Origin of the sequence: Streptomyces tauricus, from assembly GCF_014650955.1 — a bacterium.
Lineage (GTDB): Bacteria > Actinomycetota > Actinomycetes > Streptomycetales > Streptomycetaceae > Streptomyces > Streptomyces tauricus.
On the sequence record NZ_BMVY01000004.1, the window covers coordinates 239,354 to 264,119 of the forward strand.

General features: G+C 71.9%; 15 protein-coding genes. 5 read left to right on the forward strand and 10 right to left on the reverse strand.

Annotated elements, in window-relative coordinates; genetic code table 11:
- Positions 1 to 4: 4 nt before the first annotated feature.
- The 4 genes from IE278_RS09980 to IE278_RS09995 form a co-directional block, all read right to left on the reverse strand.
- A complete protein-coding gene (locus IE278_RS09980) occupies positions 5 to 1,720 on the reverse strand; it encodes a GH3 family acyl-acid amido synthetase (protein WP_189770853.1) in 1,716 nt (571 codons plus the stop codon).
- Positions 1,721 to 2,497: a DUF6182 family protein gene (locus tag IE278_RS09985; protein WP_189770854.1), complete on the reverse strand. Its 777-nt coding sequence runs from the start codon at positions 2,495 to 2,497 to the stop codon at positions 1,721 to 1,723.
- Entirely contained in the window at positions 2,494 to 3,582 is a 1,089-nt protein-coding gene (locus IE278_RS09990; protein WP_189770855.1) for a hypothetical protein, read from the reverse strand. The genes IE278_RS09985 and IE278_RS09990 overlap by 4 nt, the downstream gene beginning before the upstream one ends.
- Positions 3,583 to 4,303: 721 nt before the next feature.
- Complete coding sequence (locus tag IE278_RS09995; protein WP_189770856.1) at positions 4,304 to 5,473, reverse strand: magnesium and cobalt transport protein CorA; 1,170 nt, start codon at positions 5,471 to 5,473, stop codon at positions 4,304 to 4,306.
- Between the two features lie 266 nt (positions 5,474 to 5,739).
- Between IE278_RS09995 and IE278_RS10000 the strand changes: the two genes are divergently transcribed.
- The gene (locus IE278_RS10000; RefSeq protein WP_189770859.1) at positions 5,740 to 6,903 is read left to right on the forward strand and encodes a winged helix DNA-binding domain-containing protein; all 1,164 of its coding nucleotides are present in this window, start codon (positions 5,740 to 5,742) and stop codon (positions 6,901 to 6,903) included.
- A 141-nt stretch (positions 6,904 to 7,044) separates the two neighbouring features.
- On the opposite strand, the gene IE278_RS10005 is transcribed toward IE278_RS10000, so the two are convergent.
- The 3 genes from IE278_RS10005 to IE278_RS10015 form a co-directional block, all read right to left on the reverse strand.
- Positions 7,045 to 7,836: a S1 family serine peptidase gene (locus IE278_RS10005; protein WP_189770860.1), complete on the reverse strand. Its 792-nt coding sequence runs from the start codon at positions 7,834 to 7,836 to the stop codon at positions 7,045 to 7,047.
- Between the two features lie 464 nt (positions 7,837 to 8,300).
- On the reverse strand, positions 8,301 to 11,168 hold the full coding sequence (locus tag IE278_RS10010) for a helix-turn-helix transcriptional regulator (protein ID WP_189770861.1): 2,868 nt from the start codon (positions 11,166 to 11,168) through the stop codon (positions 8,301 to 8,303).
- A gap of 154 nt (positions 11,169 to 11,322) precedes the next feature.
- Positions 11,323 to 12,267 (reverse strand): helix-turn-helix transcriptional regulator, encoded by a 945-nt coding sequence (locus IE278_RS10015; protein ID WP_189770862.1) that lies wholly within the window; start codon positions 12,265 to 12,267, stop codon positions 11,323 to 11,325.
- A gap of 113 nt (positions 12,268 to 12,380) precedes the next feature.
- Here IE278_RS10015 and IE278_RS10020 point away from each other — a divergent pair, with 113 nt between their 5' ends.
- From IE278_RS10020 to IE278_RS10030, 3 genes are all read left to right on the forward strand, one after another.
- Positions 12,381 to 14,147: an AMP-binding protein gene (locus tag IE278_RS10020; protein WP_189770863.1), complete on the forward strand. Its 1,767-nt coding sequence runs from the start codon at positions 12,381 to 12,383 to the stop codon at positions 14,145 to 14,147.
- Positions 14,148 to 14,221: 74 nt separating this feature from the next.
- Positions 14,222 to 15,832: an AMP-binding protein gene (locus tag IE278_RS10025; protein WP_189771009.1), complete on the forward strand. Its 1,611-nt coding sequence runs from the start codon at positions 14,222 to 14,224 to the stop codon at positions 15,830 to 15,832.
- A gap of 459 nt (positions 15,833 to 16,291) precedes the next feature.
- On the forward strand, positions 16,292 to 19,363 hold the full coding sequence (locus tag IE278_RS10030; RefSeq protein ID WP_189770865.1) for an NACHT domain-containing protein: 3,072 nt from the start codon (positions 16,292 to 16,294) through the stop codon (positions 19,361 to 19,363).
- A gap of 167 nt (positions 19,364 to 19,530) precedes the next feature.
- Here IE278_RS10030 and IE278_RS10035 read toward each other — a convergent pair whose 3' ends face one another.
- A complete protein-coding gene (locus IE278_RS10035; RefSeq protein ID WP_246570219.1) occupies positions 19,531 to 20,058 on the reverse strand; it encodes a GNAT family N-acetyltransferase in 528 nt (175 codons plus the stop codon).
- Between the two features lie 38 nt (positions 20,059 to 20,096).
- Positions 20,097 to 20,927: a hypothetical protein gene (locus tag IE278_RS10040; RefSeq protein ID WP_189770867.1), complete on the reverse strand. Its 831-nt coding sequence runs from the start codon at positions 20,925 to 20,927 to the stop codon at positions 20,097 to 20,099.
- Positions 20,928 to 21,201: 274 nt separating this feature from the next.
- Here IE278_RS10040 and gcl point away from each other — a divergent pair, with 274 nt between their 5' ends.
- Positions 21,202 to 22,986 (forward strand): glyoxylate carboligase, encoded by a 1,785-nt coding sequence (gcl, locus tag IE278_RS10045; protein ID WP_189770869.1) that lies wholly within the window; start codon positions 21,202 to 21,204, stop codon positions 22,984 to 22,986.
- Between the two features lie 835 nt (positions 22,987 to 23,821).
- On the opposite strand, the gene IE278_RS10050 is transcribed toward gcl, so the two are convergent.
- Positions 23,822 to 24,736, reverse strand: a complete 915-nt coding sequence (locus IE278_RS10050; RefSeq protein ID WP_189770870.1) for a 2-hydroxy-3-oxopropionate reductase — start codon at positions 24,734 to 24,736, stop codon at positions 23,822 to 23,824.
- Between the last annotated feature and the right edge of the window lie 30 nt (positions 24,737 to 24,766).

Below are 24,766 nucleotides of genomic sequence, written 5' to 3' on the forward strand. Positions count from 1 at the left end.
GGTGTCAGGCCCGGTGTCGGGCGGGGACGTGGTGCTCGGCGGCGGTGAGCCTCCGCCACGCTTCCGCGCCGGGCAGGAAGATCCGGTCCTTGACCCGGGGCGGGCGCTGCCCGGCGCGCACGGTCCGTTCCCACTCGCGCAGGAAGGCGTCCGGGTGGACGGGGATCACGTCGACGGGGGAGATCAGCCCGGAGCGACGGCCGGCCCGGTATCCGGGGGACTGGTCCGACAACCGCGCGTCGAGTGCAGTGGCGAGGGCCGCGGCCAGGTCTGATGCCTGTGCATGGACCGGTGCCTGTGTCGGTGCTGGTGCGCCCGCGAACGCGACGGCAAGCTGGTAGCGCCCGCCGTTCCCCGGCCCGTTCCCGTCGGCGTCGGTGTCAGCGTCGGCGTCCAGACGGTACGTCGCGTTGCGGATCTCCGCGCCGGTGTCGGCACACGCGGCGCGCAGGGCACGGAGGGCGGCGGCCTCGGTCAGGTTCTCCCCGGCGGCGGACCGGACGGTGTCGCGTCCCGCGTACTCGATGCGAGGCGTACGGCCGACATGGCCCACGACCCGGACGACATCGGTGACAGCACACCGGTACATGCCCCCGAAGTGGCTGAACACCAGGTGGTAGTCACGGTTCTCCTCAAGTTCGGTGGCCAGCAGCGTCTCGCTGTCGGCCGTCACCGGCCCGTCGGCCGGGACGAACTCGTACAGGCACCCCGGCAGGAACAGGGGCGCACCACTGGCGTGCCGGTCGACCGGGACCCCGGCCGGTCCCTCACAGGACGCGATGGGCGCGGAGAACAGCTGGACCCCCGGGCCGTACGTCTCCCGCACCCGCGGCAGGTAGAGGGAGGCGAGTCCGCTGTTCCAGACGACGATCGCGGTCAGGCGCGGCCACAGGTGGTACGGATGAAGCGTGCCGAACGCCTTGGCGTACCGCTCGATCTCGTCGGCGCGTGCCGGGTTGGGTGTCGTGTGCGGGTGGCCGCCGAGGGTCCCGGCCCGGATGTCCTCGACGAGCTGGGGCCACTGTTCGCGCAGTTGGTAGGGGAGGCCGGCGACCATCGCCGGGTTGATGCCGATGAGTACGCGGATGTCCTGCTCGGCGGCGAGGCGCAGCTTGTAGTAACTGCGCTCCCAGGGGCCGGCCGCGGCGAGCTCTTCGGGTATCCGGCTCCACGGGGCACTGTTGCCCGGGCCGACCGCGGACGCTTCGCCGAACTTGCGGTAGTCGACCTGGCTGGCGCCGATGTGCGGCTGTCCGTTCCGGGCACGGGCGATCGGTGCCGTGGGGTCCTGCCACAGGTTCAGCACACCGTGCGGCGCGGCGAGGGCCTCGGGCACCGCCTGGAGGAGCGGGGCGAAACCGGCGTAGTAGAACGGCAGGAAGGTGCGCCGCATATGGGTGCGGGTGACCGGGATGTGCTTCTCCCGGCCCGTGCTCCCGCTGGACGAGAAGTAGACGACCGGTTCGTCGGCGGTCAGCACGCCGGGCTCGCCGTCCATCGCCCGCTCGACCCAGGGCATCAGCGCCTCGTGGGTGCGGATCGGCACCGCCCGGCGCAACTCGTCGACGGTGCGGACCGCGGGCAGCCCGTGTTCGCGGCCGAAGGCGGTGTGCGCGTTGTGTTCCAGGATCGCGGTGAGGAGGCGGCTCTGCACCTCCTCGGGGCGGTCCAGGCTCTCCATGAACCGGCGGTGTTCCGACAGCACTCGTTCGGCCTGCATTCAGTGTCCTCCTTCGGGACGGGCCGAGGTCAGCAGGCCGTACAGGCGCAGGCGACCGGGGTCCGTTCCCCTGTGGGTGACGCGTGTCTGGACCCGGTCGGCGCGGGCCGGATCGAGGACGTCGCGGAACTCCGCGACGTCGAGGGTCTGCCGGTGGTCGACACGGATGGTGTCGCCGGGCCCGATGAGCCCGCGCAGCGCCGCCTCCGCGATCAGGTGATGCGCGTGGATCAGATACTCGTGGGTGCTGACGCCGCCGATCGCGATCGCCGCGTCGACGGTACGGCCCGAGGGCGTTCCGGAGACCGCGGTCGTCAGCGGTCCGGGCGGCACGTCGATCGGCGCCGGCCCGTGGAAGGCGCGCAGCAGCCGCGACAACGGCAGCAGCGCCCCGCGCCGGGCAGGACCGTGCCAGGAGAGCCGCGTATCGGTGGTGACATGCCGGTGCGGATGCCGGGCGGCCACACTGGCGGGGGTCCCGGCGAGGAACACCGTCCTGGTGTACGACCTGTACCAGCCGTCCCGTACGTCGGCCGGGATCGCCAGCGCGAAGTCGGCGGCACCGGCGAGGAACGCCGCCACGTCGAGGTCGGCCACCACGACGGCCACGCCCAGCCCCCAGGGGGCCGCGGCGTCGCCCAGCCCGTCACGGACCGCGTTCCGGCGCACCAGCGCGGCAGCCGTCAGCAACGCCGCCTCGGGCAACTCCTCGGACAGCTCCCCGGGCAGCCCCTCGGACAGTTTCTCGGGTGATTCCCCGGACAGGGTTCCGCTCATGTGTAGAGCGCCCGGAGGAGGGGGGTGGGCGGGGTGGACCGCCTCCCCAGCGAGGACGTCGTCAGCCGGTAGGGGTCGACGTAGCCGAGCTGGGCCTGCAACCGGGACAGCGTCCTCATGAGCTGCTGTCCCGCCGTCTCGTCCCGGTCAACGGGTGCCCGGTCGAGCAGCCGGGCGGCGCGCCCCACGCAGCGGCGCAGCAGTGGCATGCGGAACGACTGGGCCGAACGCCGGTGGAGTGTTCCGGCGAAGTACATCCGCATCCCGAGCCGGTACGCGGCGCGGCCGGCGGTGCCGGGGGCGGCCGAGAGGTCGGCGAGCGTCGCTCCGTCCCAACCGCCGTAACGGCTGGAGCGCACCGTGCCGTTGACGGGTACGCGACTGAGGGCGAGTCGTGTCACCTTGGCCCCGAACTCGCTCAGCACGCGCTCGAGCAGCAGGTAGTCGGCGGTCAGCTCCTCGTCGTGGACGAGCAGGAACAGCCGGTCGGAGTGGACCATGGGGACCAGTTCGCGCAGGATCGGCATCAGGTAGTTGGCATGACCGTCGCCGCCGATCAACTGCCGGAGCGGCATGCCCCAGCGGGGCCCGTCGAGGTGGACAGGACCTCCGAAGCGCCGATGGTCGACGAGCAGGCCGCGCTCGGCCAGGGCTTCGATCATCGCCCCCGCCGTGCCGGCCAGCGGGCGGTTCTCGGCGAGGCCGAGGCCGTCGACGCCCAGCACCTCCAGATCGGCACGCCACAGGTCCAGCATGCGCCGGCCGGCGGGGTGGACCCAGCCGTGGTCGTCGGCGCGGGTCAAGTAGTCGTCCAGTGCCCGCGGGTCGGGCTTCCGGCGCTCGGCGTGGAAGCGGACGTACCGCTCACCGATCCGCGTCCCCGATTCGCCGCTCCAGTCGGTGCACGGCTCGGTGAGATCGAGGTAGTGCCAGAAGGCCGTGGACTGGGTGGTCAGGGTGGCCATGCGGTCGTTCCACACGAGCCGCACCCCGGTGACCCGAGCGCTGGCCTTGACGAGTAGGTCGGTCCAGAGCAGACCTTTGATGTGCGTCGGCGTGAGTGGTTTGGTCGGAGTGATGGTCACCGGTGCGACGACGAGTTCGGTGACCGGCTCAGGGAAATTCTGCGGCCTCTTGTGCGTATGTGGCGTAAGTAACGGAGGATGGTCCAGGGTCAAAGTGATTCCCTCTCCACAAGAACGTGCTGATGCTGATGGTTCGGGAAAGAAAAAGGGGAAGACCGGCACGACCGTGGACGGCGATCCGGGAAATTCGTCGGAGTCGCCGAAAGCCTGAAGAGGGTGCGATCGGCCCAACTGCGCCGTCGAGCCACCGCGCCGTCGACCCACTGTGCCGGCGAACCACTGTGCCGCCGAACACCGCCGAACAATCACGTCGCGGCACGCATCCCCCGCGAAATCCCCGTCCGCAGGGGCGGCCGAGGGCGTCTCTTACAGGCGTGGCCGCAAGCGCTCTAGGTGCGCATCGCCGGGCCGGACCAGGATTCGCCGCCCGCGTGGATCGCCCCATGGCATTCGAAGAAAGCTAATGCATACAAACCTGGTCTCCCAGTCCCCCGTGCTGATTCCCCGTGATGCTTCCCCGTAATGGTGGCGATGTGTGCGGCTGCCGAAGCGAAATGTCGGGCCTGTTGCATCAACGGTGCCACCAGAAGCCCGACAAGCTTGTCTTGCGCGCGCCGCATATGTCAACGGCGTTATGGGCGAGGCGCGGTGAGACCGGCATATGCACGACCGGCCTGTCGCCCGCACGGCGTACGTTGTTAAGCCCCGCCGTCCAAAGCGGTCAGAGCCAATCGCGCCGCTTGAAGATGACGTACAGGCTGGTGCACACGACCGCCATCAGGACGATGGCGAAGGGATATCCGAGCGTCCAGTGCAACTCCGGCATGTGCGTGAAGTTCATGCCGTAGATCGTGCCGACGAGGGTCGGGGCGAAGAGGATGGCCGCCCACGAGGAGATCTTCTTGATCTCCTCGTTCTGTTCGAAGCCCGCCTCCGCCAACGCCCGCATCTCCGCGTTCTGTTGCTGGGTGACCAGGGTGGCGTTGACCGTGAGGATGTCCGTGAGGGCCTGGCGGAAGCCGTCCACGCGCTCGCTGGTGTGGGTGACGTGGTCGGCGACGTCGCGGAGGTAGCGCTGCAGTTCGTCGTCGGTGCCGTACTTGGCGAAGCCCGCCATCAGGCCGTGCAGCATGCCGACCAGGGGGCGGGTGGCGCGCTGGAACTCGACCATCTCGCGGGAGAGTTCGTAGATGCGGCGCGAGACCCAGGGGTCGCCGCCGAAGACCTCGGTCTCGATCTCGTCGATGTCGTTCTGGACACCGGAGACGACCGGTGCGTAACCGTCCACGACCGCGTCGAGGATGGCGTACAGGACCGCCTCCGGGCCGAGACTCAGCAGCTCCGGGGTCTCCTCCATACGGCGTCGCACGGCGGACAGGTCGGGAGCGGCGCCGTGCCGGACCGTGATGAGGAAGTCGGGGCCGAGGAACACATGCAGTTCGCCGAAGTCGACCTCCTCGGACGCGTCGAGGTAGCGGGCGGCGCGCAGGACGACGAAGAGCGTCTCTCCATACCGTTCCAGCTTCGGCCGCTGATGGGCCTCCATCGCGTCCTCGACGGCGAGCGGGTGGAGGTCGAACTCGGCGGCCAGGGACAGGATCTCGTTCTCCGTGGGGCGGGCCAGGCCGATCCACGCCATGCCGTCCGGCTGCTCGCGCAGCTCGCGGAAGGTGTCCGCGAGGGTGGCGGGGGTCGCGACCCGCACACCGTCGCGGTAGAGCGCCGCCTGTACGACGCTGCCGGCCTCCACGGCGTCCGTCTTCGCGTCGGCCGGAGCGGGGCCCGACGCCGGAGGGTCCGAAGGGGGCTCGGTCGCCGGAGCCACGGCGCGTCGCCAGATCGGCTTCCGGTTGCCCCTGGTGGGTACGGGGCGGGCTCGGCGCTCCGGCATCGCGGCTGCCTCCGTGTCGTACGTGTCGCACGCTCGTTCGTGCGTCCTACCTGTCAGCCGCCGCCGCAGCTGCTGTGCGGGTCGCCCCGGCAGTTGCCGTGTCGGCCGCTGTGTCCGCTGTCTCGTGGGCTGCCTCGGGGGTTGTCCGTCGGCTGCCCTGTCGGCTGCTGTGTCGATCACGGGCAGGATATACGGGTCACCTGGCCGGAGCGCTTCGGCCTGCTTGCGGACAGGTGATGTCCGTGGGGCCCGGTAGCGTGCCGAACATGACGAAGACCCCGACCGCTCCCGTGCTGAGCGTCCGCGAGCTGAACCGCGCGACCCTCGCCCGGCAGTTGCTCCTGCGCCGGGCCACCCTGTCCGCGAAGGACGCCGTCGAACACCTCGTCGGCCTCCAGGCGCAGAACGTGAAGCCCCCGTACCACGCGCTCGCCGCCCGCCTGGAGGGTTTCGCCCCGCTGGAGCTGTCCGCGGCCATGGAGGCGCGGGAGGTCGTCCGGATCGTCACCATGAGGTCCACCATCCACACCCACACCGCAGACGACTGCCTGACGCTGCGCCCGCTCGTACAGGCCGCTCGCGAAAGGGAGTTGTACGGCTTCCGCAAAGGGCTCGCCGGAGTGGACCTCGACCGGCTCGCCGCGATCAGCAGGGAGCTGGTCGAGGCCGAGCCGCGCACGATGAAGCAACTGCGGGAGGCGCTGCTCACCGAGTGGCCGGACGCCGATCCCTCGGCCCTCGCGATCGCCGCCCGGTGCCGGCTGCCGCTCGTCCAGGTCACCCCGCGCGGGCTGTGGGGGCGGAGCGGTCAGGTCGCGCTCACCACCGCCGAGCACTGGCTCGGCAGACCGTCCGAGCCGGCTCCCGCGCCCGACGCCACGGTTCTGCGCTATCTGGCCGCCTTCGGGCCCGCCTCCGTCAAGGACATGCAGACCTGGGCCGGTCTGACCCGGCTGCGCGAGGCCTTCGAACGGCTGCGGCCGCACCTGGTCACCTTCACAGACGAGCACGGCGCCGAACTCTTCGACCTGCCGGACGCGCCCCGCCCGGACGCCGACACGCCGGCCCCCGCGCGACTGCTGCCCGAGTTCGACAACCTGCTCCTCTCGCACGCCGACCGCTCGCGGGTGGTGTCCGCCGACTACAAGGGCCGTACATGGCGCGGCAATCAGGCCTATCCGACCCTGCTCGTCGACGGATTCCTGGCGGGCGTGTGGCGGCTGGAGGAGACCGGCGAACGGTCCGTGCTCACCGTCGAGCCGTTCGGCACGCTCACCGGGCGCCGGCGGGCCGAGGTGACGGAGGAGGCGGCCCGGATGCTGACCGCGCTGAGCGGCACACCTTCGCCCTCGCAGGCGCCGACGGCCTCGTCCTCGGCCTCGTCCTCGGTCTCGTACGACATTCGGTTCGGGACCGTTGTACGAGGCTGACGGCCGGGGGCCAAGGGGGCGCCGGACATGTGGATAGGGGGCGTTGCGGGCCGCTCGTGGAGGCCCGCAACGCCCCCTGGCTCTACCTGAGTCCAGCTCAGGGAGTACTGGGGAGTGCCAGGGAGGACTGACTCCTGGTAACTAGGAGTTGACCTGCGCCGTCACCAGGCTGGAGAACGTCGTCAGGCGGGTGTAGACGCCCGGGTAGCCGGCGTCCGCGCAGCCGTAGCCCCACGAGGTGATGCCCGCGAGCTTGCCGCCGATGATGAGCGGACCGCCGCTGTCGCCCTGGCAGGTGTCCACGCCGCCGGAGGTGTAGCCCGCGCAGACCATGTCGGAGGAGATGTACGACGAGCCGTACGCCGAGGAGCAGGTGGAGTTGGAGACGGTCGGAACCGTGGCCGTGCGCAGCTGGTTGGAGGACGAGCCGCCCGAACTGGTGGTGCCCCAGCCGAGGATGCGGGCCGTGGTGCCGGCCGTGTACAGGCTGGTCTCGGAGGCGGAGACGTAGCTGATCGGCGTGTACGGCATGGACGTCGACAGGGTCAGGACGGCGACGTCGTCGCCCTCCTCGGCGTCCGTGTAGCTGGGGTTGATCCATATCTTGCTGACCTGGGCGACAGTGCCGTTGGTGCCGTTGCGGTAGGTACGGCCGCCGACGACGCGGACGCTGCTCGGGGTCTCGCCGACCATGCAGTGGGCCGCCGTGACGACCTTGGTGGCCGACACCAGGGTGCCGCCGCAGAACTGGCTCTGCGAGGCGGTGGTGATCTGCATGACGTACGGGTACGCGGCTGCCGTGGTCGTCGTGCCGCCGACGATGGGGGCGGGGGCGGCACTTGCGGTGGTCGCGCCGAGAAGACAGGTGGTCGCGGCGGCGGCGACGGCCGCGGTGGTGGCGGCGGCCTTCTTGGCAAAGGTGAGCCCGAACATGGATCTCCTCAGGAGTGCCGGTGGGGGGATGCACTGTGGGGTGGTGCGACGGCGTGCGGGGTGGGTTCCACGCTAGGAGGGGGGCGGGGGTGTTCCCAATGAGGGAACTCCCTCGGGCAGTTACCGAGGGATAACCCTCGGTCACGCCTGTCCGGGCGGGGGTTGCGGGTCGGCCGCGGGGCCGGTGGGGTGGTCGCGCCGTTCCCCGCGCCCCTGAAGGACTGCGCCGTTCCCCGCGCCCCTTAAAGATTGCGCCGTTCCCCGCGCCCCTGACAGCGACAGGATTGCGCCGTTCCCCGCGCCCCTGACAGCGACAGGATTGCGCCGTTCCCCGCGCCCCTGACAGCGACAGGATTGCGCCGTTCCCCGCGCCCCCAAAGACGAAAGACTGCGCCGTTCCCCGCGCCCCTGACAAGCGACAAGATGGCGCCGTTCCCCGCGCCCCTGGAGGGGGCGGGGTGCGTTCAGTCTCCTCGGTGGCGGCCTGCCGCCAGTCTGACGATGTCCACCCGGGAGCGGATTCCGAGTTTTCGGTAGACGCGGGTGAGGGTCGCCTCGACCGTCTTCACGCTGATGAACAGACGCGCGGCGATCTCGCGGTTCGTGGCGCCCTCCAGGACGAGCGCCGCGACCTGACGTTCCGTCGAGGCCAGCCGGTCGAGGTGCGGCAGCACCGACTCGGGAGCCGTCGGCGCGGAGACGGCGGACGAGGCGGCGACGGGGGCCGCGGAGGCCGCGGCGACCGCCTCCAGCTGGCGCAGCCACGGCATCGCACGGCAGCGCCGGAACAGCCGCGCCGCCTCGTCGTACGAACCGCGCCCCGACTGCTCCGCGCGCAGCCGGGCCAGCGCGAAGGCGGCCCGGGCCTCCTCGAGTCCGTAGCCGAGCTGCGCCAGCCGGTCCTGAGCCGACGTCAACTGCTGGACCGCCGCCTCGTGTTGACCGGTCGCCGCCTTCACCAGGGCCTCGGCCCGGTCCAGTACGGCCAGTACACTCGCCCGCCGCAGCCGGATCGCGTGCTCGCGCGTGGCGGTGATGACGTCCTGCGCCTCCGCCGGCTCGCCGACCAGGACCAGCGCCTCGGCGAGGTCGCCGTGCCAGCGGCCGCGCGCCGGATCGGAGATGCCGAGCCGCTGCTCCGACTCCCGTGCCCGGCGCAGCGAGCGGACCGTGCCTGCCGCGTCCCCGGCCACCAGCTGGGCGTGCCCGAGCGCGCCCAGGGCCCGTGAGAGGTAGATCAGGTCGCCGTCGTCCTCGGCCCGCCGCACCGCGTCACCGGCCAGGACCAGCGCCCGGTGCACATCGCCGCCCGCGGCCTCGGCGAGCGAGGTGAACATGTTGCCCGCGGCCTCGCCGATACCGGTGTCCCGGGCCAGCCGCAGACTCTCGTGGGCGAGGTCGAGCGCCCGGCCGCAGTGCCCGGACCGCAGTTCGGTCTCCGCGAGCCCGCGCAGGAAGTGCACCTCGCTCTCGACGATGCCGCGCCTGCGCACCTCACCGAGCAGCCGGGTGATCGAGACCCGGGCGTCCGTGAGCTGGTCGCTCATGATCAGCCAGCGGAACCGGGTCGCGCCGGCGCCGTTGTGGTCGACGGCCACCCGCAGGTCCTGCGGTTCCGCGAGGGCCTTCTCCAGGGTCGCCGGGGCCGCGGGGTGACCCATCAGGGTCTCCATCTGGGCCTGGAAGGACAGGGCGAGCAGTTCCGTGCTGCGGTCGCCCGCGGTGGCCGCCAGCTGTGCCGCGCGGGCGGCCTCCTCGCGGCCCTTGCCCATCGCGCCCTCCACGAGGAGCGCCCGCCACGCCAGTTGGTAACGGACCAGCGCCAGCAGCCGCGGGTCCTCGCCCGCGTCCGCGAGGGCCTGCGGGAACACGGCCTCGACGTCGGCCATCGCCTGCCCGGCGGAGTCGATCACGACCATCCAGGCGCGGACCCGGACGGCAGGGTCCGCCGCCCGTTCCAGGACGTCACGGGCCACCTCGCGGGCCAGATCGATCTCGCCCGAGGTCAGCGCGTCCTCGGCGGACCGCAGCCGCCGCTCGTCCGCGCCGACGTGGCTGTCGGCCGGGGTGTGCCGGGCGGCGAGCAGCCCGAGCTGGGCCGCCACCGAAGGCGCGCCGCGGTCCCGGGCCAGGGCGGCCGCCTCGGAGAGCCGTGCGGCGACCTGCTCGTCGGTGCCGGTGGTGGCCAGGGCGAGATGCCGGGCCCGTTCGATCGGCTCGGAAGCGGCCGTCGACAGGGCGGCATGGGCGGCCCGCCGGTCCTGGGGCGTCGCCTGGGCGTACAGCGCGGCCGAGACGAGGGGGTGCGCGAAACGCACGGCGCTCTCCTGGCCGTCCGGGCCGTGGCCGTCCGGACCCTGGGCCGCCACCAGTCCGAGGGAGGCGGCCAGCGCGATCTCCGCCTCCGCGTCAGGACGGCCCGCGGACTCCAGGAGCGACTGGGTGGGGCGGGCTCCGGCGCTCGCCACCAGGAGCGTCTGCCGCGCCTCGTCGGACAGCAGCTCCAGACGGCTGAGTACGAGGGCGCGCAGCGAGGTCGGCACGGGCAGCGGCTCGCCGGGCCGCGGCGGTGTCGGACTCTCGGCCAGGGCGCGGCCGATCTCCAGCGCGAACAGGGGGTTGCCGCCGCTGGTGTGGTGGATGTCCCGCAGGGTCGAACGGCGCAGACCGCCGTAGCCGCGGGCGGTCAGCAGCTCGGAGACCTGCGGCCGGGACAGCGGGGGCAGCCGCAGGGCCAGCGTCTCCGGCGGATACGCGCGTAGATACGGGTCGTGCTCCTGCTCCTTCGGTTCCGTGCCGGTACGCACCGCGCCCAGCATCCGCACCGGCATACCGCCCAGGCGACGGGCGGCGAACGCGAGCAGTTCGGCGCTGGGCGCGTCCAGCCACTGCAGATCGTCGGCGACGAGGAGGACGGGCCCCTTGGCCGCCAGCGCGCGCAGCACCGACAGGACGGCGAGCCGCAGCGCCAGGCCGTCCTGGTGCAGGGACGATTCCGCGCGCCCGGTGAGGGCCGCTTCGAGCGCGGCCTGCTGCGGGGCGGGCAGCGCGTCCGCGACCTCGTCGGCGACCAGACCGAGCAGATCGACCAGCGCCAGGAACGGGAGATGCGATTCGGACTCGGTGGCGGAGCAACGCAACACAGTCCGGGCCGATTCGGCGTATTCCGCAGTGATTGCCCGCAGGACGGTCGACTTTCCTATTCCGGGCGGACCGTGCAAGAGGAGGCTGCCCCCTCGGGAGAGCTGGCCGCGTGCTCGTCCGAGCAGTTCCTCCCGCCCGATGACCTGCTCGGAACGGGGTCTGACAGGCTCTTCGAAATCCCGTCGCACGCGCACCGCTCCCCTCAAGTCGTGTCCGGAACAATATTATGCAAAGAGCCCCTGAATTTCGGGGGGTTCGACCGTGAGGGAAATAACAGAGATTCGGTATACGGGATTTCATGGCACCCGCACATGTATGAAACACGCGGCGAGGTACGGACCTTCACGGCAGCAGCCCCGCCCGCCGCGCCGCGACCACCGCCTCCAGTCGCGTATGGGCGCCCAGCTTGCGCATCGCCGACCGCAGGTACGCCTTCACCGTCTCCGCGCGCAGCCCGAGCCGCTCCCCGGCCGCCGCGTTGGTCGCGCCGACGGCCACACAGGTGAGAACGTCCAGCTCACGCGGGGTGAGCCGGACCTGACCCGCCTGACCCGCCGGCCCCGCCGATCCCGGTGGCCGCTCCGATCCGGTCGACCGCGCCGATCCGGGGGAGGCCGCCAGCGTCTCGCAGACCGCGAGCAGCTCGGCCCGCAGCGCCGGGTCCACTACGCGCGGGGCCAGCGCGCGCAGTGCACCGTGCGCCTCCCGGAGCCGCTCCCACACCATGCCTTCCGCCCCCTGTGCCCCCTGCGCCCCCGCGTGCCTCACCGACCTGCCGGGCGCCCCTGGGTGGGCGTGTCCGCACAGTCCCCGCGCCGCCGCCAGCAGCCCGTCCACCTCGTCGCGTACGGCCAGTGACTGCTCCACGTCCCGGGCCGCCTCCACCGCCGCGGACAGCGTGCGGTCGCCCAGGGGCTGGGCCGAGCGCAGGGCGCCGTACAGGACGCCACGCACCCGGCGGCGTACGACGACGGGCACCGCGAGGACGGAACGCAGCCCCTCCGCGGCGACCGCGACGTCGTACTCGTGGCTGATCCGCCGGGACGAGGAGTAGTCCGACACGGCGCACGGCCGGACGAGAGCGACCGCCTTGCCGCCCAGACCGTTGCCCGACGACACCGCGAGCGCGCTCAGGGCGGCCGTCGTCGTGCCGTTCAGCTCGCTGATACGCACCTGCGCGCGGCCCGGCTCGACCAGCCCGCCGAAGGCGACGGCAAGACCCGTCTCCCGCCGCAGCCGCATCAGCGCGCCGCGCATCTCCACCGCGTCGGCGGCGCCAGTTGCCACGTGCTCGTCCCTTCACCGTCACGCACCCCCCGTCCGGGGGTAGTGAGACCCGCATCACGGATTACACGATGTGGGGGAGCCACCCGGCAATGGTCCGGGACCGAGGAGGACAGATGACGACGACGCCGCCGACGACGCCGGCCCACCCCACGCCCACGGAGAGCTTCCGCGCGGCGCGGGATTTCCTGCTGGCGCACCGCGAGGACTACACAGCGGCCTACGAGGGCTTCTCCTGGCCCCGACCGGAGTACTTCAACTGGGCACTGGACTGGTTCGACGTCATCGCGGACGGCAACGACAGGACCGCCCTGCACATCGTCGAGGAGGACGGCCGGGAGACGAAGCTGTCCTTCACCGAGCTGTCCCGCCGCTCCGACCGGGCCGCGGGATGGCTGCGCGAGGTGGGCGTCCGCGCCGGTGACCGCATCCTGGTCATGCTCGGCAACCAGGCCGAGCTGTGGGAGACCGCGCTGGCCGCGATGAAACTGCGTGCCGTGGTCATCCCCGCCACACCCCTGCTGGGCCCGGCCGACCTGCGCGACCGTGTCGAGCGGGGCCGGGTCCGGCACGTCGTCGTGCGCGCCGAGGACACGGCCAAGTTCGACGAGGTGCCCGGCGACTACTCACGTATCGCCGTCGGAGCCGTCGGAGCCGTGGGCGCTCCCGGAGCCGTCGGAGCTGTCGGGGGAGTCGGGACAGTGGGGGGCGGACGGGCGGGCTGGCGCGCGTACGAGGACGTCCAGGGCCGTGACTTCGGGCCCTTCGAGCCGGACGGTCCGACCCGGGCCGACGACCCGCTGATGCTCTACTTCACCTCGGGCACCACCGCCCGCCCCAAACTCGTCGAGCACACCCATGTCTCATACCCCGTAGGCCATCTGGCGACCATGTACTGGATCGGTCTCAAGCCCGGTGACGTGCATCTGAACATCGCCTCGCCCGGCTGGGCCAAGCACGCCTGGTCGAACCTCTTCGCCCCCTGGAACGCCGAGGCGACCGTCTTCATCCATCACTACACGCGCTTCGACGCGGGCCGGCTGATGGCGGAGATCGACCGGGTCGGCGTGACGACGTTCTGCGCGCCGCCCACCGTGTGGCGCATGCTCATCCAGGCCGACCTGAGCCGGCTGCGGACACCCCCGCGCGAGGTCGTCGCCGCCGGTGAACCGCTCAACCCCGAGGTCATCGAGCAGGTGCGCAGGGCGTGGGGGGTCACGATCAGGGACGGCTTCGGGCAGACCGAGACGGCCGTCCAGGTGTCCAACAGCCCCGGTCAGGCGCTCAAGACGGGGTCGATGGGACGGCCGAGCCCGGGTTACCGCGTCGAACTGCTCGACCCGGTGACGGGCGCCCCGGGGGCGACGGAGGGCGAGATCGCGCTCGACCTGTCCGCCCGGCCCGTGGGACTGATGACCGGCTACCACGGTGACCCGGACCGCACGGCCGAGGCGATGGCGGACGGCTACTACCGCACCGGCGACATCGGCTCGCGCGACGCCGACGGGTACGTCACGTACGTGGGCCGCAGCGACGACGTCTTCAAGGCCAGTGACTACAAGATCAGCCCCTTCGAGCTGGAGAGCGCGCTCCTGGAGCACGAGGCCGTCGCGGAGGCCGCCGTCGTGCCCGCGCCGGACGAACTGCGGCTCGCCGTCCCGAAGGCGTACATCGTGCCGGCGGAGGGCTGGGAGCCGGGCCCCGACACCGCGAAGGTGCTCTTCGAGCACTCGCGCACGGTCCTCGCGCCGTACAAGCGCATCCGCAGGCTGGAGTTCGGCGAACTGCCCAAGACCGTGTCCGGGAAGATCCGGCGGATCGAGCTGCGCGAGGCCACGGCGGCGGGTTCGGACGCCGAGTACCGCGAGGAGGACTTCCGATGACCGAACCGACGCGCACGCAGACGTCGTCCACGCACCTGCCCGACACGCACCTGCCGAACACACCGCTGCCGAACATGCCGCTGTCGTACGCGCACGGGGTGAGCGGCACCGGCCTGCTCGGCGACACGATCGGGGCCAACCTTGACCGGGCGGTGGGCCGTTGGCCGGACCGCGAGGTGCTCGTCGACCTGCCCTCGGGGCGGCGCTGGACGTACGCCCGCTTCGCCGCGGACGTCGACCGGCTGGCGTGCGCGCTGCTCGCGAGCGGCGTCGCCAAGGGCGACCGGGTGGGCATCTGGGCGGTCAACTGCCCCGAGTGGGTGCTCGTCCAGTACGCCACCGCCCGCATCGGCGCGGTCATGGTGAACATCAACCCGGCGTACCGCACCCACGAGGTCGAGTACGTCCTCAGGCAGGCCGGTATCTCCCTGCTGTTCGCCTCCCTCAGCCACAAGGGGAGCGACTACCGGGAGATGGTCGGCCAAGTGCGCGGCGGCTGCCCGGAGTTGCGGGAGACCGTGTACGTCGGCGACACGACCTGGGACACGCTGCTGGACCGCGCGACGCCGGAACTGCACGAGCAGCTGCCGCTGCTGGCAGCCGAGTTGTCCTGCGACGACCCGATCAACATCCAGTACACCTCGGGCACGACCGGGTTTCCCAAGGGGGCGACCCTCTCCCACCACAACATCCTCAACAACGGCTATTTCGTGGGTGAGTCGATCGCTTACACCGAGCAGGACCGCGTCTGCGTACCCGTGCCCTTCTACCACTGCTTCGGCATGGTCATGGGCAACCTGGCGGCCACCTCGCACGGCGCGTGCGTCGTCGTCCCCGCGCCCTCCTTCGATGCCGCGGCGACGCTCCGGGCGGTGCAGGAGGAGCGCTGCACCTCGCTGTACGGCGTACCGACGATGTTCATCGCGGAGCTGAACCTCCCGGACTTCGCGGCGTACGACCTCTCCTCCCTGCGGACCGGCATCATGGCGGGCTCGCCCTGCCCGGTCGAGGTGATGAAACGGGTCGTCTCCGAGATGCACATGGCGGAGGTCTCCATCTGCTACGGCATGACCGAGACCTCGCCGGTGTCCCTCCAGACGCGCCGCGACGACGACCTGGAGCACCGCACCGGCACGGTCGGGCGCGTCCTGCCGCACATCGAGGTCAAGATCGTCGACCCGGCGACCGGGGTGACGCTGCCGCGCGGCTCCGCGGGCGAACTGTGCACCCGGGGCTACAGCGTGATGCTCGGCTACTGGGACGAGCCCGAGAAGACCGCCGAGGCCGTCGACGCCGGGCGGTGGATGCACACCGGCGACCTCGCGTCGATGCTCGACGACGGCTACGTACAGATCGTCGGCCGGATCAAGGACATGATCATCCGGGGTGGCGAGAACATCTACCCGCGCGAGATCGAGGAGTTCCTGTACGCGCACCCGAAGATCGCCGACGTACAGGTGGTCGGGGTGGCCCACGAGCGGTACGGCGAGGAGGTGCTCGCCTGCGTCATCCCGCGCGACCCCGCTGATCCGCCGACAGCGGCGGAACTCCGTGCCTTCTGCGAGGGCCGCCTGGCCCACTACAAGATCCCCAGCCGCCTGCAGATCATGGAGTCCTTCCCGATGACGGTATCGGGCAAGGTACGCAAGATCGAACTACGAGAACAGTTCACCCACCAGGACTAGCCCCCTTCAAGGGGCGCGGGGAACCGCGCACCCAGCCCCCGGCGGACCCGCACGAACAAACACACGCGAGCTCCACTCACCCAAGGGGCGCGGGGAACTGCGCACCCAGCGACAACGCACCCGCACCTATAAACACAGGCCAGCTCCACCCACCTAAGGGGCGCGGGGAACCGCGCACCCAGCCCCAGCGGACCCGCACCAACAAACACACGCCCACCCCCTCCCACCCCCGGTGAAAGGGCATAGGCGGGACGCATCCCATGCCCCCCGCCTATGCCCGTGACCCCTGCCCGAAAGGGCCTCCGCGCTTCCACCCGCCCCCCAAACACCCCCACGCGCTCACTCACACGTGTCTCGAACAGCCGGTTTGCCATCGCGATGAGGACTACAACAGGTCACTTCGGAAGTCCGTGACCGACGAGTCGGCGGAGGAGCGGTGGGGATGGGGGAGCGGTGGGGATGCGAACCGGACTGCACAACGCGCAGGCACGCAGACGCATGTGGTTCGCCGTGTGCGCGGTCGCACTCGCGGCCCTGGCCGCGATCCTGCGGTTCTGGTGGCAGGACTCCGCCACCGCCGGCGTCCTGCTGACGGCACTCGGCGCCTTCATGTCCGTCGCCGCGCTGATGGCCGACGTCCTGCGCGGCGACACCACCCCGCGCCCGGACGGCGACGGCGCCCATCGGCGCCGGGCCGTCGAGGCGCTCGCGGAGGCCGTGCGCGACCAGTGGGCGGCCGAGGCGCGGCTGCGGCGCCTCCAGGACCCGGCCCCGCTGGAGGTGGACTGGTCCCTCGCGGACCGCCGCCTGGCCGACCACCCGTACAACATCCCGCCCGGCGCCGTACTGCCACACCCACGCACGGGCGACAACACGGCCGGCGATGCGAGCGGCAACACGGGAGGCGACGCAGGGACCGCCGACCCCACCGCCGACCCCGCCACCGCCCCGCCGAACCCCCGCGTCGTGGTCCTCGGCGAGCCCGGATCGGGCAAGAGCGTGCTGGCCATGCGGTACGTCCTCGACCGCCTCGCGGCCCGCCAGGAGGGCGGCCCGGTCCCGGTGATCCTCCCGCTCGCCTCGTGGGACCCCCTGCGCTCCCCGCTGCGCGACTGGCTCGCGGCCCGGCTCGCCGCGGACTACCGGCCGCTGGCCGCCCAGGCGGACGACCGCCGCACCCTGGCACGCGTCCTGGTCGACACGGGCCTGGTCGCACCGGTCCTCGACGGCTTCGACGAACTGCCCCGCCCCGCCCGCGCGACGGCCGTACGCCGGATCAACGCCGAACTCGACCCGGGCGCACCGCTGATGCTGACCAGCAGGGGCGACGCCTGGGCCGCCGCGGTGGACGAGGGCGACGTACTCACCGCCGCCGAGGTGGTGGAGCTGCGGCCCCTGGACCTCGTACGGGCAGGGGCACATCTGGAACGCTCGGCGCGGCCACTGGGCGTGACGGCGGACGGCGTCCCGCACACCGTGTGGACACCGGTACTGCGGAGACTGGCCGAGCGCCCCGACCTCCCGCTGGCGAAGGCGCTCACCACACCGCTGATGGTCGCCCTGGCCCGCACGGTCTACGGCGACACCTCCCGCGACCCAGCGCCGCTGTTCGACCCCCGGCGCTTCCCCACGGTGGCGGCGGTGGAGGGGCACCTCCTGGAGGCGTTCGTACCCGCGGCGTTCGCGGACGCCGGACCGAGGGCCGCCGCCGACGCCACCCGGCGGCTCACCGTGCTGGCCCGCGGGCTGCACCGCCGTGGCACGGGCCGGCTCGCCTGGTGGGAGCTGGAGTCGCTGGTGCCACGGACCCTCGCGCTGTACGCGCCGGGCCTGCTGGCGCTCGCCGTGCTGTCCTTACTGCTGCTGCCGGTGACCCTGGCCCGCGCGGCCGACGATCTCGCCGGTCTTGAGGACGTGCTGTCGCTCGTCGCCTTGCTCATCGGCCAGACCCTGGGGTTCGCGTTCGGGGTCAGGTACCTGCTGCCGTCCGGACGGCGGGGACAGCGGGCACGACGGGGCACGGACGGCCCGGACCGGGGTTTCCTGCGGCGGCAGGCGTTCGTCACCACCGGGGTGAGCGCGCTGATGTGGGCGGGGTTCGCGTACTTCGACGATCTGCGCTTCGGGTTCCGCTTCGGCGGGGTCACCGACGGCTGGCTGCCGGATCTGTTCGGCGGTTTCCTGTTCTCGCAGTTGTTCACCCTCTTCCTCGGCATCGCGGGACTCTCCCGCCGCCCGACCCCGCTCGGCCTGCCCTGGAGCGGCCACATGAGCCGGGCGGCGGCCCGGCTGGGCGGCGCCGCGCTGGCGGCGGCCGGAACGGTCACGGCGGGCATCGCCCTGCTGGGCCGCGAGGGCAACCCGTGGACCGTGCTGCTCGGCACCACCTGCGCGGCGGCGGGTACGGCCCTGATGGTGAGCGGTACGAGCCGGGGCGGCCAGGACGGGGCACACACCCCGCGTGCCGGGCGGATCGCCCGCCGGTTCGTGACGGGCACGGTCAGGGGCACCGCCGCGGCGATGCTGATCGGGGTGGCCTCCTGCACGGCGGGAGGGTTCGCGGCAGTTGGTGTGACCGCGCTCAAGTCCCGTACGGCGGCGGACCTGGCGGACCGGGAGATCGGCGGCTGGTACTTCTCCGAGCGGGCGGGAGTGCGCAGCGCCGCCACCGAACGGACCCTGCGGGGCGGTCTGCTGCTGCCCGGGGACGGGGCGCGCCCGGTGGCCTTCGCCGGGACGGCACGCCCGCCGAACTGCACGATGCCGCTGCTGCCCCGGCGCCGGTGCGTGGACTTCGTGTCACGGCGGACGGTCTTCGAGTCGCGCGGCGGTGACGTGGTCGCGCTCATCACCCCGGGCGCCGGGCCGGACACGACAGCGGTCCACCCGTCGAACCTGCGGTCGGTACTGCCGGACGAGGGCCGGGACTGGCTGACCCGGGGGCCCGCGGCGGGTGTCCTGGCCCGCGATCTGCCCCCGGTCCTGGTCGCGGGCCTGCTGATCGGAGTGGTCGGCGGCTGTGTGTGCGGGGTCTACCGCGCGCTGAGCGTGCCGTCGGACCTGATGCGCGCGGCGAGCCCCGGCCTCTCGCTGCGCACCGACCGGACCGCGTCCCTGACCCGGGGCGGCATGGTGGCACTGATCGTGGCCTGCGTCTGCGTGCCCGTCGTGGCGACGCCCGGCGACTGGGGCGGCCTGGTGCACCTGGGTACGCAACTGTGGCTGCCGCTGGGCACGGCGGCGCTGGCGCTGAGCGCCTGGGGCCGTTTCCTCGTCGCGCGCGCCTGGCTGGCGGTGACCGGCCGGCTGCCGTGGCGGCTGATGGCGTTCCTGGACGAGGCACATCAACGGGGCGTGCTGCGCCAGTCGGGGGCGGGATTCGAGTTCCGGCACCTGCGGCTCCAGGCGCAGCTCGCCGCGACCGGCCGCACGGCGGACGTGGTGTCCGCACGCGGAACGCCGGACGAGCCGGACGCCCCGAACGCCCCGGACATGGACGAGGACTCCGACCTCCACCACCGGACGCCCTGAACGCGCTGAACGCGCTGAACGGCCCGGCGGCCCGAGCGGCCTGAACGGGCCGAGCGGCCTGAACGGGCCGAGCGGCCTGAACGGGCCGAGCGGCCTGAACGGGCCGAGCGGCCTGAACGGGCCGAGCGGCCCGGCGGCCTGCGCGCCCAGTGCGTCGCCCCCGGCGTCTAGGCGTGCTGTCCGGGTCGTTCCATCGGCAGGTACATGCACACCCGGGGCCGGCGATCGAGGCCCTGCTCGGCCTCTCCGGCGCGGACCCTGCGCAGTCCCGGGGTGAGGTCGGCCTCCGGCAGGACACGGAAGCCGAGCCGCTCGTAGTAGGGCGCGTTCCAGGGGACCTCCGAGAAGGTCGTGAGCGTGAGTCCGGTCAGCCCCTCCTCCAGCGCGCGCTCGGCGGCGTACGCGATCAGGGTCCGGCCCACGCCCTGGTGCGCGGCGTCCGGGTGGACGGAGACCTGCTCGATGTGGAAGGCGCCGTCCAGGGGCTCCCCGATCAGGTACGCGACGAGCCGGCCCGTGGTGTCCTCGGCGACCCAGGCGTGGCCCGCTTTGCGGAAGCGCTCCAGCACGTCGAGCGCGGGCGGTTCGTCGTCGGCGATCTCCGGCATGCCGAAGATACGGAAGGGCTCGCCCGCGGCACGTTCGATGTCCTGGAGCAGCGGGAGGTCGGCGGAAGTGGCCGCTCTGACGGTCATGGGGTCAAGTATGCGACCGCTTCGCCGAGTTGGTGCGATCACGCGCCGGTCGCGACGAGTTCGTCGGCGAGGCTGTTCGCCGGCTGCGGGGTCCCGGTGAGGTCCAGTACGAACAGGGGGACGCCCAGTGAGTCGGCGCGGGCGCGGGCGTCCTCCTCGTAACCGGCCAGCGAGAAGTAGACGCAGCCGGCCGACTCCGTCATCGCCGTCAGCCAGAGGCACTCCACGTCCCGGAGGGAGGCCGGGCGCACGGTCGGGTCCACCTGGGCGACGATTCCGCGGGCCGCGAGGCCTATGCCGGAGGGGGGCCGCTGGTCGGCCCGCCGGATGTCCCGGTAGCCGAGCCAGCGCAGATACAGCGCGGCGGCGGTCACCGCGTCCCGGGCCGTACGGATGGTCACCGGCTGGAACGCGGGACGGGGTACCGGTTCGGTGCGGGGGAGGGGGAGCGAGACGGCGGCGGGGAGGCGCTGGGGCCGGGACTTCGGAGGCGGACGGCGACCACCGCCCTCACCTGAGCCCGCACCCGCACCTTCGGGGCTGCTGCTGCCGCCGTCACTGTCGGCCTCGGTCTCGGCTGTGTCGGCGGGCCCGTCGCCGTCGAGGGCCGTCCCGGCCACCGGAACCCTTAACACCGTCCCGCACGGGCAGCCGAGTTCCGGCCGGGGCCACTGGTCCGCGCGCCCGCAGGTCGCGCAGGGGATCGTCACCCAGCCCTCGTCCCAGGTGTGGTGGGTGACGGACTCGGGGACCGCCCGTGAGTCGAGAGCGGGAGTGACCGGCGCACCGCACGCGCACGGGTAGGTCGGCGCCGCATAGACATGCTCGCGCCGACAGGCCGGACACGTCACCGGCACGCTCTCGGCCATGACTCTCTCCAGAACACGTGACACCGAACCGCAGGGGAGCTGCACCTCCATCGTCCTCCGGAACGCCGTCCTCCGGCAGGGAATCGATCGGACGCCCCCTGATTCGCCGCGCAGTGCGCCGTGCGCTCGGGCACGCCTCCCGCTCTTGACGCCCTCCGGCCTCCCACCTACATTGCTTCCAGATAGTAGAAGTTAGTTTCCGTAATACGGAATTTGAAGCTCTCCGCGGGGCGCGACGGGAGCCCGAATCCTCCAGCCGAAGCAGGAGTACGCAATGGCTCGTATGACCGCTGCCCGCGCGGCAGTCGAAATCCTCAAGCGCGAGGGCGTCACCAACGCGTTCGGTGTCCCGGGCGCGGCGATCAACCCCTTCTACGCGGCGCTCAAGGCCTCCGGCGGTATCGGCCACACCCTGGCCCGCCATGTCGAGGGTGCCTCCCACATGGCGGAGGGCTACACCCGCACCGCGCCCGGCAACATCGGCGTCTGCATCGGGACGTCGGGACCCGCCGGCACCGACATGATCACCGGTCTGTACTCCGCGACCGGCGACTCCATCCCGATCCTGTGCGTCACGGGACAGGCCCCGACCGCCGTGATCCACAAGGAGGACTTCCAGGCCGTCGACATCGCGTCGATCGCCAAGCCGGTCGCCAAGATGGCGGTCACCGTGCTGGAGGCGGCCCAGGTCCCGGGCGTCTTCCAGCAGGCCTTCCACCTGATGCGCTCGGCCCGTCCGGGCCCGGTCCTCATCGACCTGCCCATCGACGTCCAGCTCACGGAGATCGAGTTCGACCCGGACACCTACGAGCCGCTGCCGGTCTACAAGCCCGCCGCGACCCGTGCCCAGGTCGAGAAGGCGATCGCGCTGCTGAACGAGTCCGAGCGGCCGCTGATCGTCGCGGGCGGCGGCGTCATCAACGCCGACGCCTGCGAACTGCTGGTGGAATTCGCCGAGTTGACCGGCGTTCCGGTCGTTCCCACGCTCATGGGCTGGGGCATCCTCCCCGACGACCACGAGCTGAACGCCGGCATGGTCGGCCTGCAGACCTCGCACCGCTACGGCAACGCGACCTTCCTGGAGTCCGACTTCGTCCTCGGCGTCGGCAACCGCTGGGCCAACCGCCACACCGGCAAACTGGACGTCTACACGGCCGGACGGAAGTTCGTGCACGTCGACATCGAGCCCACCCAGATCGGCAAGATCTTCGCCCCGGACTTCGGCATCGCCTCCGACGCGAAGGCCGCGCTGGAGCTGTTCGTGGCGGTGGCAGGGGAGTTGAAGGCCGAGGGCAGGCTGCCGGACCGGTCCGGGTGGGCGCAGGCCGCCCAGGAGAAGAAGGCGTCACTCCAGCGGCGTACGCACTTCGACGACATCCCCATCAAGCCGCAGCGGGTCTACGAGGAGATGAACAAGGCCTTCGGCCCCGAGACGCGGTACGTCACCACCATCGGCCTCTCCCAGATCGCCGGCGCGCAGATGCTGCACGTCTACCGGCCGCGGCACTGGATCAACTGCGGTCAGGCGGGTCCCCTCGGCTGGACCGTCCCGGCCGCGCTCGGCGTCGCCAAGGCCGACCCCGGTGCACAGGTGGTCGCGCTCTCCGGCGACTACGACTTCCAGTTCATGATCGAGGAACTGGCCGTCGGGGCGCAGCACCGGATCCCGTACGTCCATGTGCTGGTGAACAACGCCTATCTGGGGCTCATCCGGCAGGCCCAGCGGGGGTTCGACATCGACTTCCAGGTCAACCTGGAGTTTGAGAACATCAACTCTCCCGAGCTGGGTGTGTACGGGGTCGACCACGTCAAGGTCGTCGAGGGGCTCGGCTGCAAGGCGATCCGGGTGACCGACCCGAGCGAGCTGGGCGCGGCCTTCGAGCAGGCGAAGAAGCTGGCCGCGGAGTTCCAGGTGCCGGTGGTCGTCGAGGCGATCCTGGAGCGTGTCACCAACATCTCGATGTCCACGACCAACGACATCAGCGACGTCGTGGAGTTCGAGGAGATCGCGACCGAGCCCGGTCACGCGCCCACGTCCATCAGGACCCTGAAGGTCTGACCCGTCCCGACGAACCGAGACCGACGAACCGACCCCGACACAGACACAAGCCGAGGCCCCGTCCTGAGTCATCAGGACGGGGCCTCGCGCCGTGTTCAGCCCCGGCCGCCCCCGCCGCGACCTGAGCCGGACCCGGCGCCCCCGTGCTCTCCCCCGTGTGCCGCCCCGCGTCTCCCCCCGAGTGGCGCGTCGGGCGGGGCGATCGTCACCGCGGCAGGCGGCCCGCCCCGCGACAGCGTCGCGAACGGCTCGCGCCGACACCTCAACCGGCTGCCCATGCGTCCCACCCCCGTTTCAGGACAAGCCCGCGGTGTATTTCGTAAGGGGCCCGCCGCCCCCGTGCCGGCGGGCCCCGTGTGCTGAGGATGTGCCCAGTGCCACCGTGAGTTGAAGCCTCAGGAGCCATGTTCAGAGGTTGATTTGAGGGTTCCGTAGCGGCCGTACGCCCACCGCTGTACGCCCCCCGGCGTACGGACGACGAAGAGCGCCGAGTACGGGACTCTCCGTACTCGGCGCTCTTCGTCGTGGGTTCTCGGCCGGGACCGCGGCGGTGCGACGGTTCCGGTGCTTCCCTTCCCTCATGTCGAGAAGGAGGCGCCGGGACCTTCACCACCGCACTGGCGTGCACACCGCCGCGGCCCTCGCCCTGCCCGCTCGTTCCGTGGACTACCCCTCATCCGGGTCCACGGTCCTCGCGGGCGATGCGCCCGAAGCATGACCTCCCGTCAGGCTCCAGGCGCAGCTGTGGAGTTGTTGGTACCGGGCGGCGCCGCCGCTTGGGCGCGACAGGACAGGTGTCAGCGCCGGCGCCGCCCGGGTCTGTGGGGGCGGGCGGTCAGACCCGCGCGCCGGAGAGGCGCTCGACCGCCCGCAGCAGCGCGGAGTGGTCCAGGCCGCCGTCGCCCTGGGTGCGCAGGGAGGCGACGAGCTGGGCGACCACGGCGCCGACGGGCAGCGCGGCACCGACATTGCGGGCGGCGTCCGTGACGATGCCCATGTCCTTGTGGTGCAGGTCGATCCGGAAGCCCGGCTTGAAGTCGCGGTTCAGGAAGTTGTCCTTCTTGCGTGTCAGTACGGTCGAGCCGGCGAGGCCGCCGTTCAGCACGTCCAGGGCCGCCCTCAGGTCGACGCCCGACTTCTCCAGGAAGACCACGGCCTCGGCGCACGCCTGGATGTTCACGGCGACGATCAGCTGGTTCGCGGCCTTCACGGTCTGACCGGAGCCGTGCGGACCGCACAGCACGATGGTCTTCCCCAGCGCTTCGAAGATCGGCTCGGCCTGGTCGAAGTCGGCCTGCTCGCCGCCGACCATGATGGACAGCACGGCCTCGACCGCGCCCGCCTCGCCGCCGGACACGGGTGCGTCCAGGACCCGGATGCCCTTGTCCTTCGCCGCCCCGGCCAGGTCCACGGAGGTCTGCGGGGTGATGGAGGACATGTCGATCAGGAGGGCGCCGGACCGCGCGTTCTCCAGGATGCCGTCGGGCCCGTACGCGATGGCCTCGACCTGCGGGGAGGCGGGCACCATCGTGATCACGACGTCGGTGTCCCGGACGGCTTCGGCTATCGAGCCGGCCGCGGTGCCGCCCGCGGCGGTCAGCCGGTCCAGCTTGTCCCGCTCCAGGGTGAACCCGGTGACGTCGTAGCCGGCCTTGATCAGGTTCTCCGACATGGGGGAGCCCATGATGCCGAGGCCGATCCAGGCGATCGTGGGACGGGACGCGTGGGAACTGGCGGCGAGATTGCTCATGGTGAGGGTGCCTCTCTGCACGCTGTGCTA

What these genes read in the sequence shown, in the direction of transcription:
- IE278_RS10030 (WP_189770865.1), top strand. Translation starts at nt 16,292, where the DNA reads ATGCGAACCGGACTGCACAACGCGCAGGCACGCAGACGCATGTGGTTC.
- IE278_RS10040 (WP_189770867.1), bottom strand. Translation starts at nt 20,927, where the DNA reads ATGGCCGAGAGCGTGCCGGTGACGTGTCCGGCCTGTCGGCGCGAGCAT.
- IE278_RS10025 (WP_189771009.1), top strand. Translation starts at nt 14,222, where the DNA reads ATGCCGCTGTCGTACGCGCACGGGGTGAGCGGCACCGGCCTGCTCGGC.
- IE278_RS09995 (WP_189770856.1), bottom strand. Translation starts at nt 5,473, where the DNA reads ATGCCGGAGCGCCGAGCCCGCCCCGTACCCACCAGGGGCAACCGGAAG.
- IE278_RS10050 (WP_189770870.1), bottom strand. Translation starts at nt 24,736, where the DNA reads ATGAGCAATCTCGCCGCCAGTTCCCACGCGTCCCGTCCCACGATCGCC.
- gcl (WP_189770869.1), top strand. Translation starts at nt 21,202, where the DNA reads ATGGCTCGTATGACCGCTGCCCGCGCGGCAGTCGAAATCCTCAAGCGC.
- IE278_RS09985 (WP_189770854.1), bottom strand. Translation starts at nt 2,497, where the DNA reads ATGAGCGGAACCCTGTCCGGGGAATCACCCGAGAAACTGTCCGAGGGG.
- IE278_RS10020 (WP_189770863.1), top strand. Translation starts at nt 12,381, where the DNA reads ATGACGACGACGCCGCCGACGACGCCGGCCCACCCCACGCCCACGGAG.
- IE278_RS09980 (WP_189770853.1), bottom strand. Translation starts at nt 1,720, where the DNA reads ATGCAGGCCGAACGAGTGCTGTCGGAACACCGCCGGTTCATGGAGAGC.
- IE278_RS10005 (WP_189770860.1), bottom strand. Translation starts at nt 7,836, where the DNA reads ATGTTCGGGCTCACCTTTGCCAAGAAGGCCGCCGCCACCACCGCGGCC.
- IE278_RS10035 (WP_246570219.1), bottom strand. Translation starts at nt 20,058, where the DNA reads ATGACCGTCAGAGCGGCCACTTCCGCCGACCTCCCGCTGCTCCAGGAC.
- IE278_RS10000 (WP_189770859.1), top strand. Translation starts at nt 5,740, where the DNA reads ATGACGAAGACCCCGACCGCTCCCGTGCTGAGCGTCCGCGAGCTGAAC.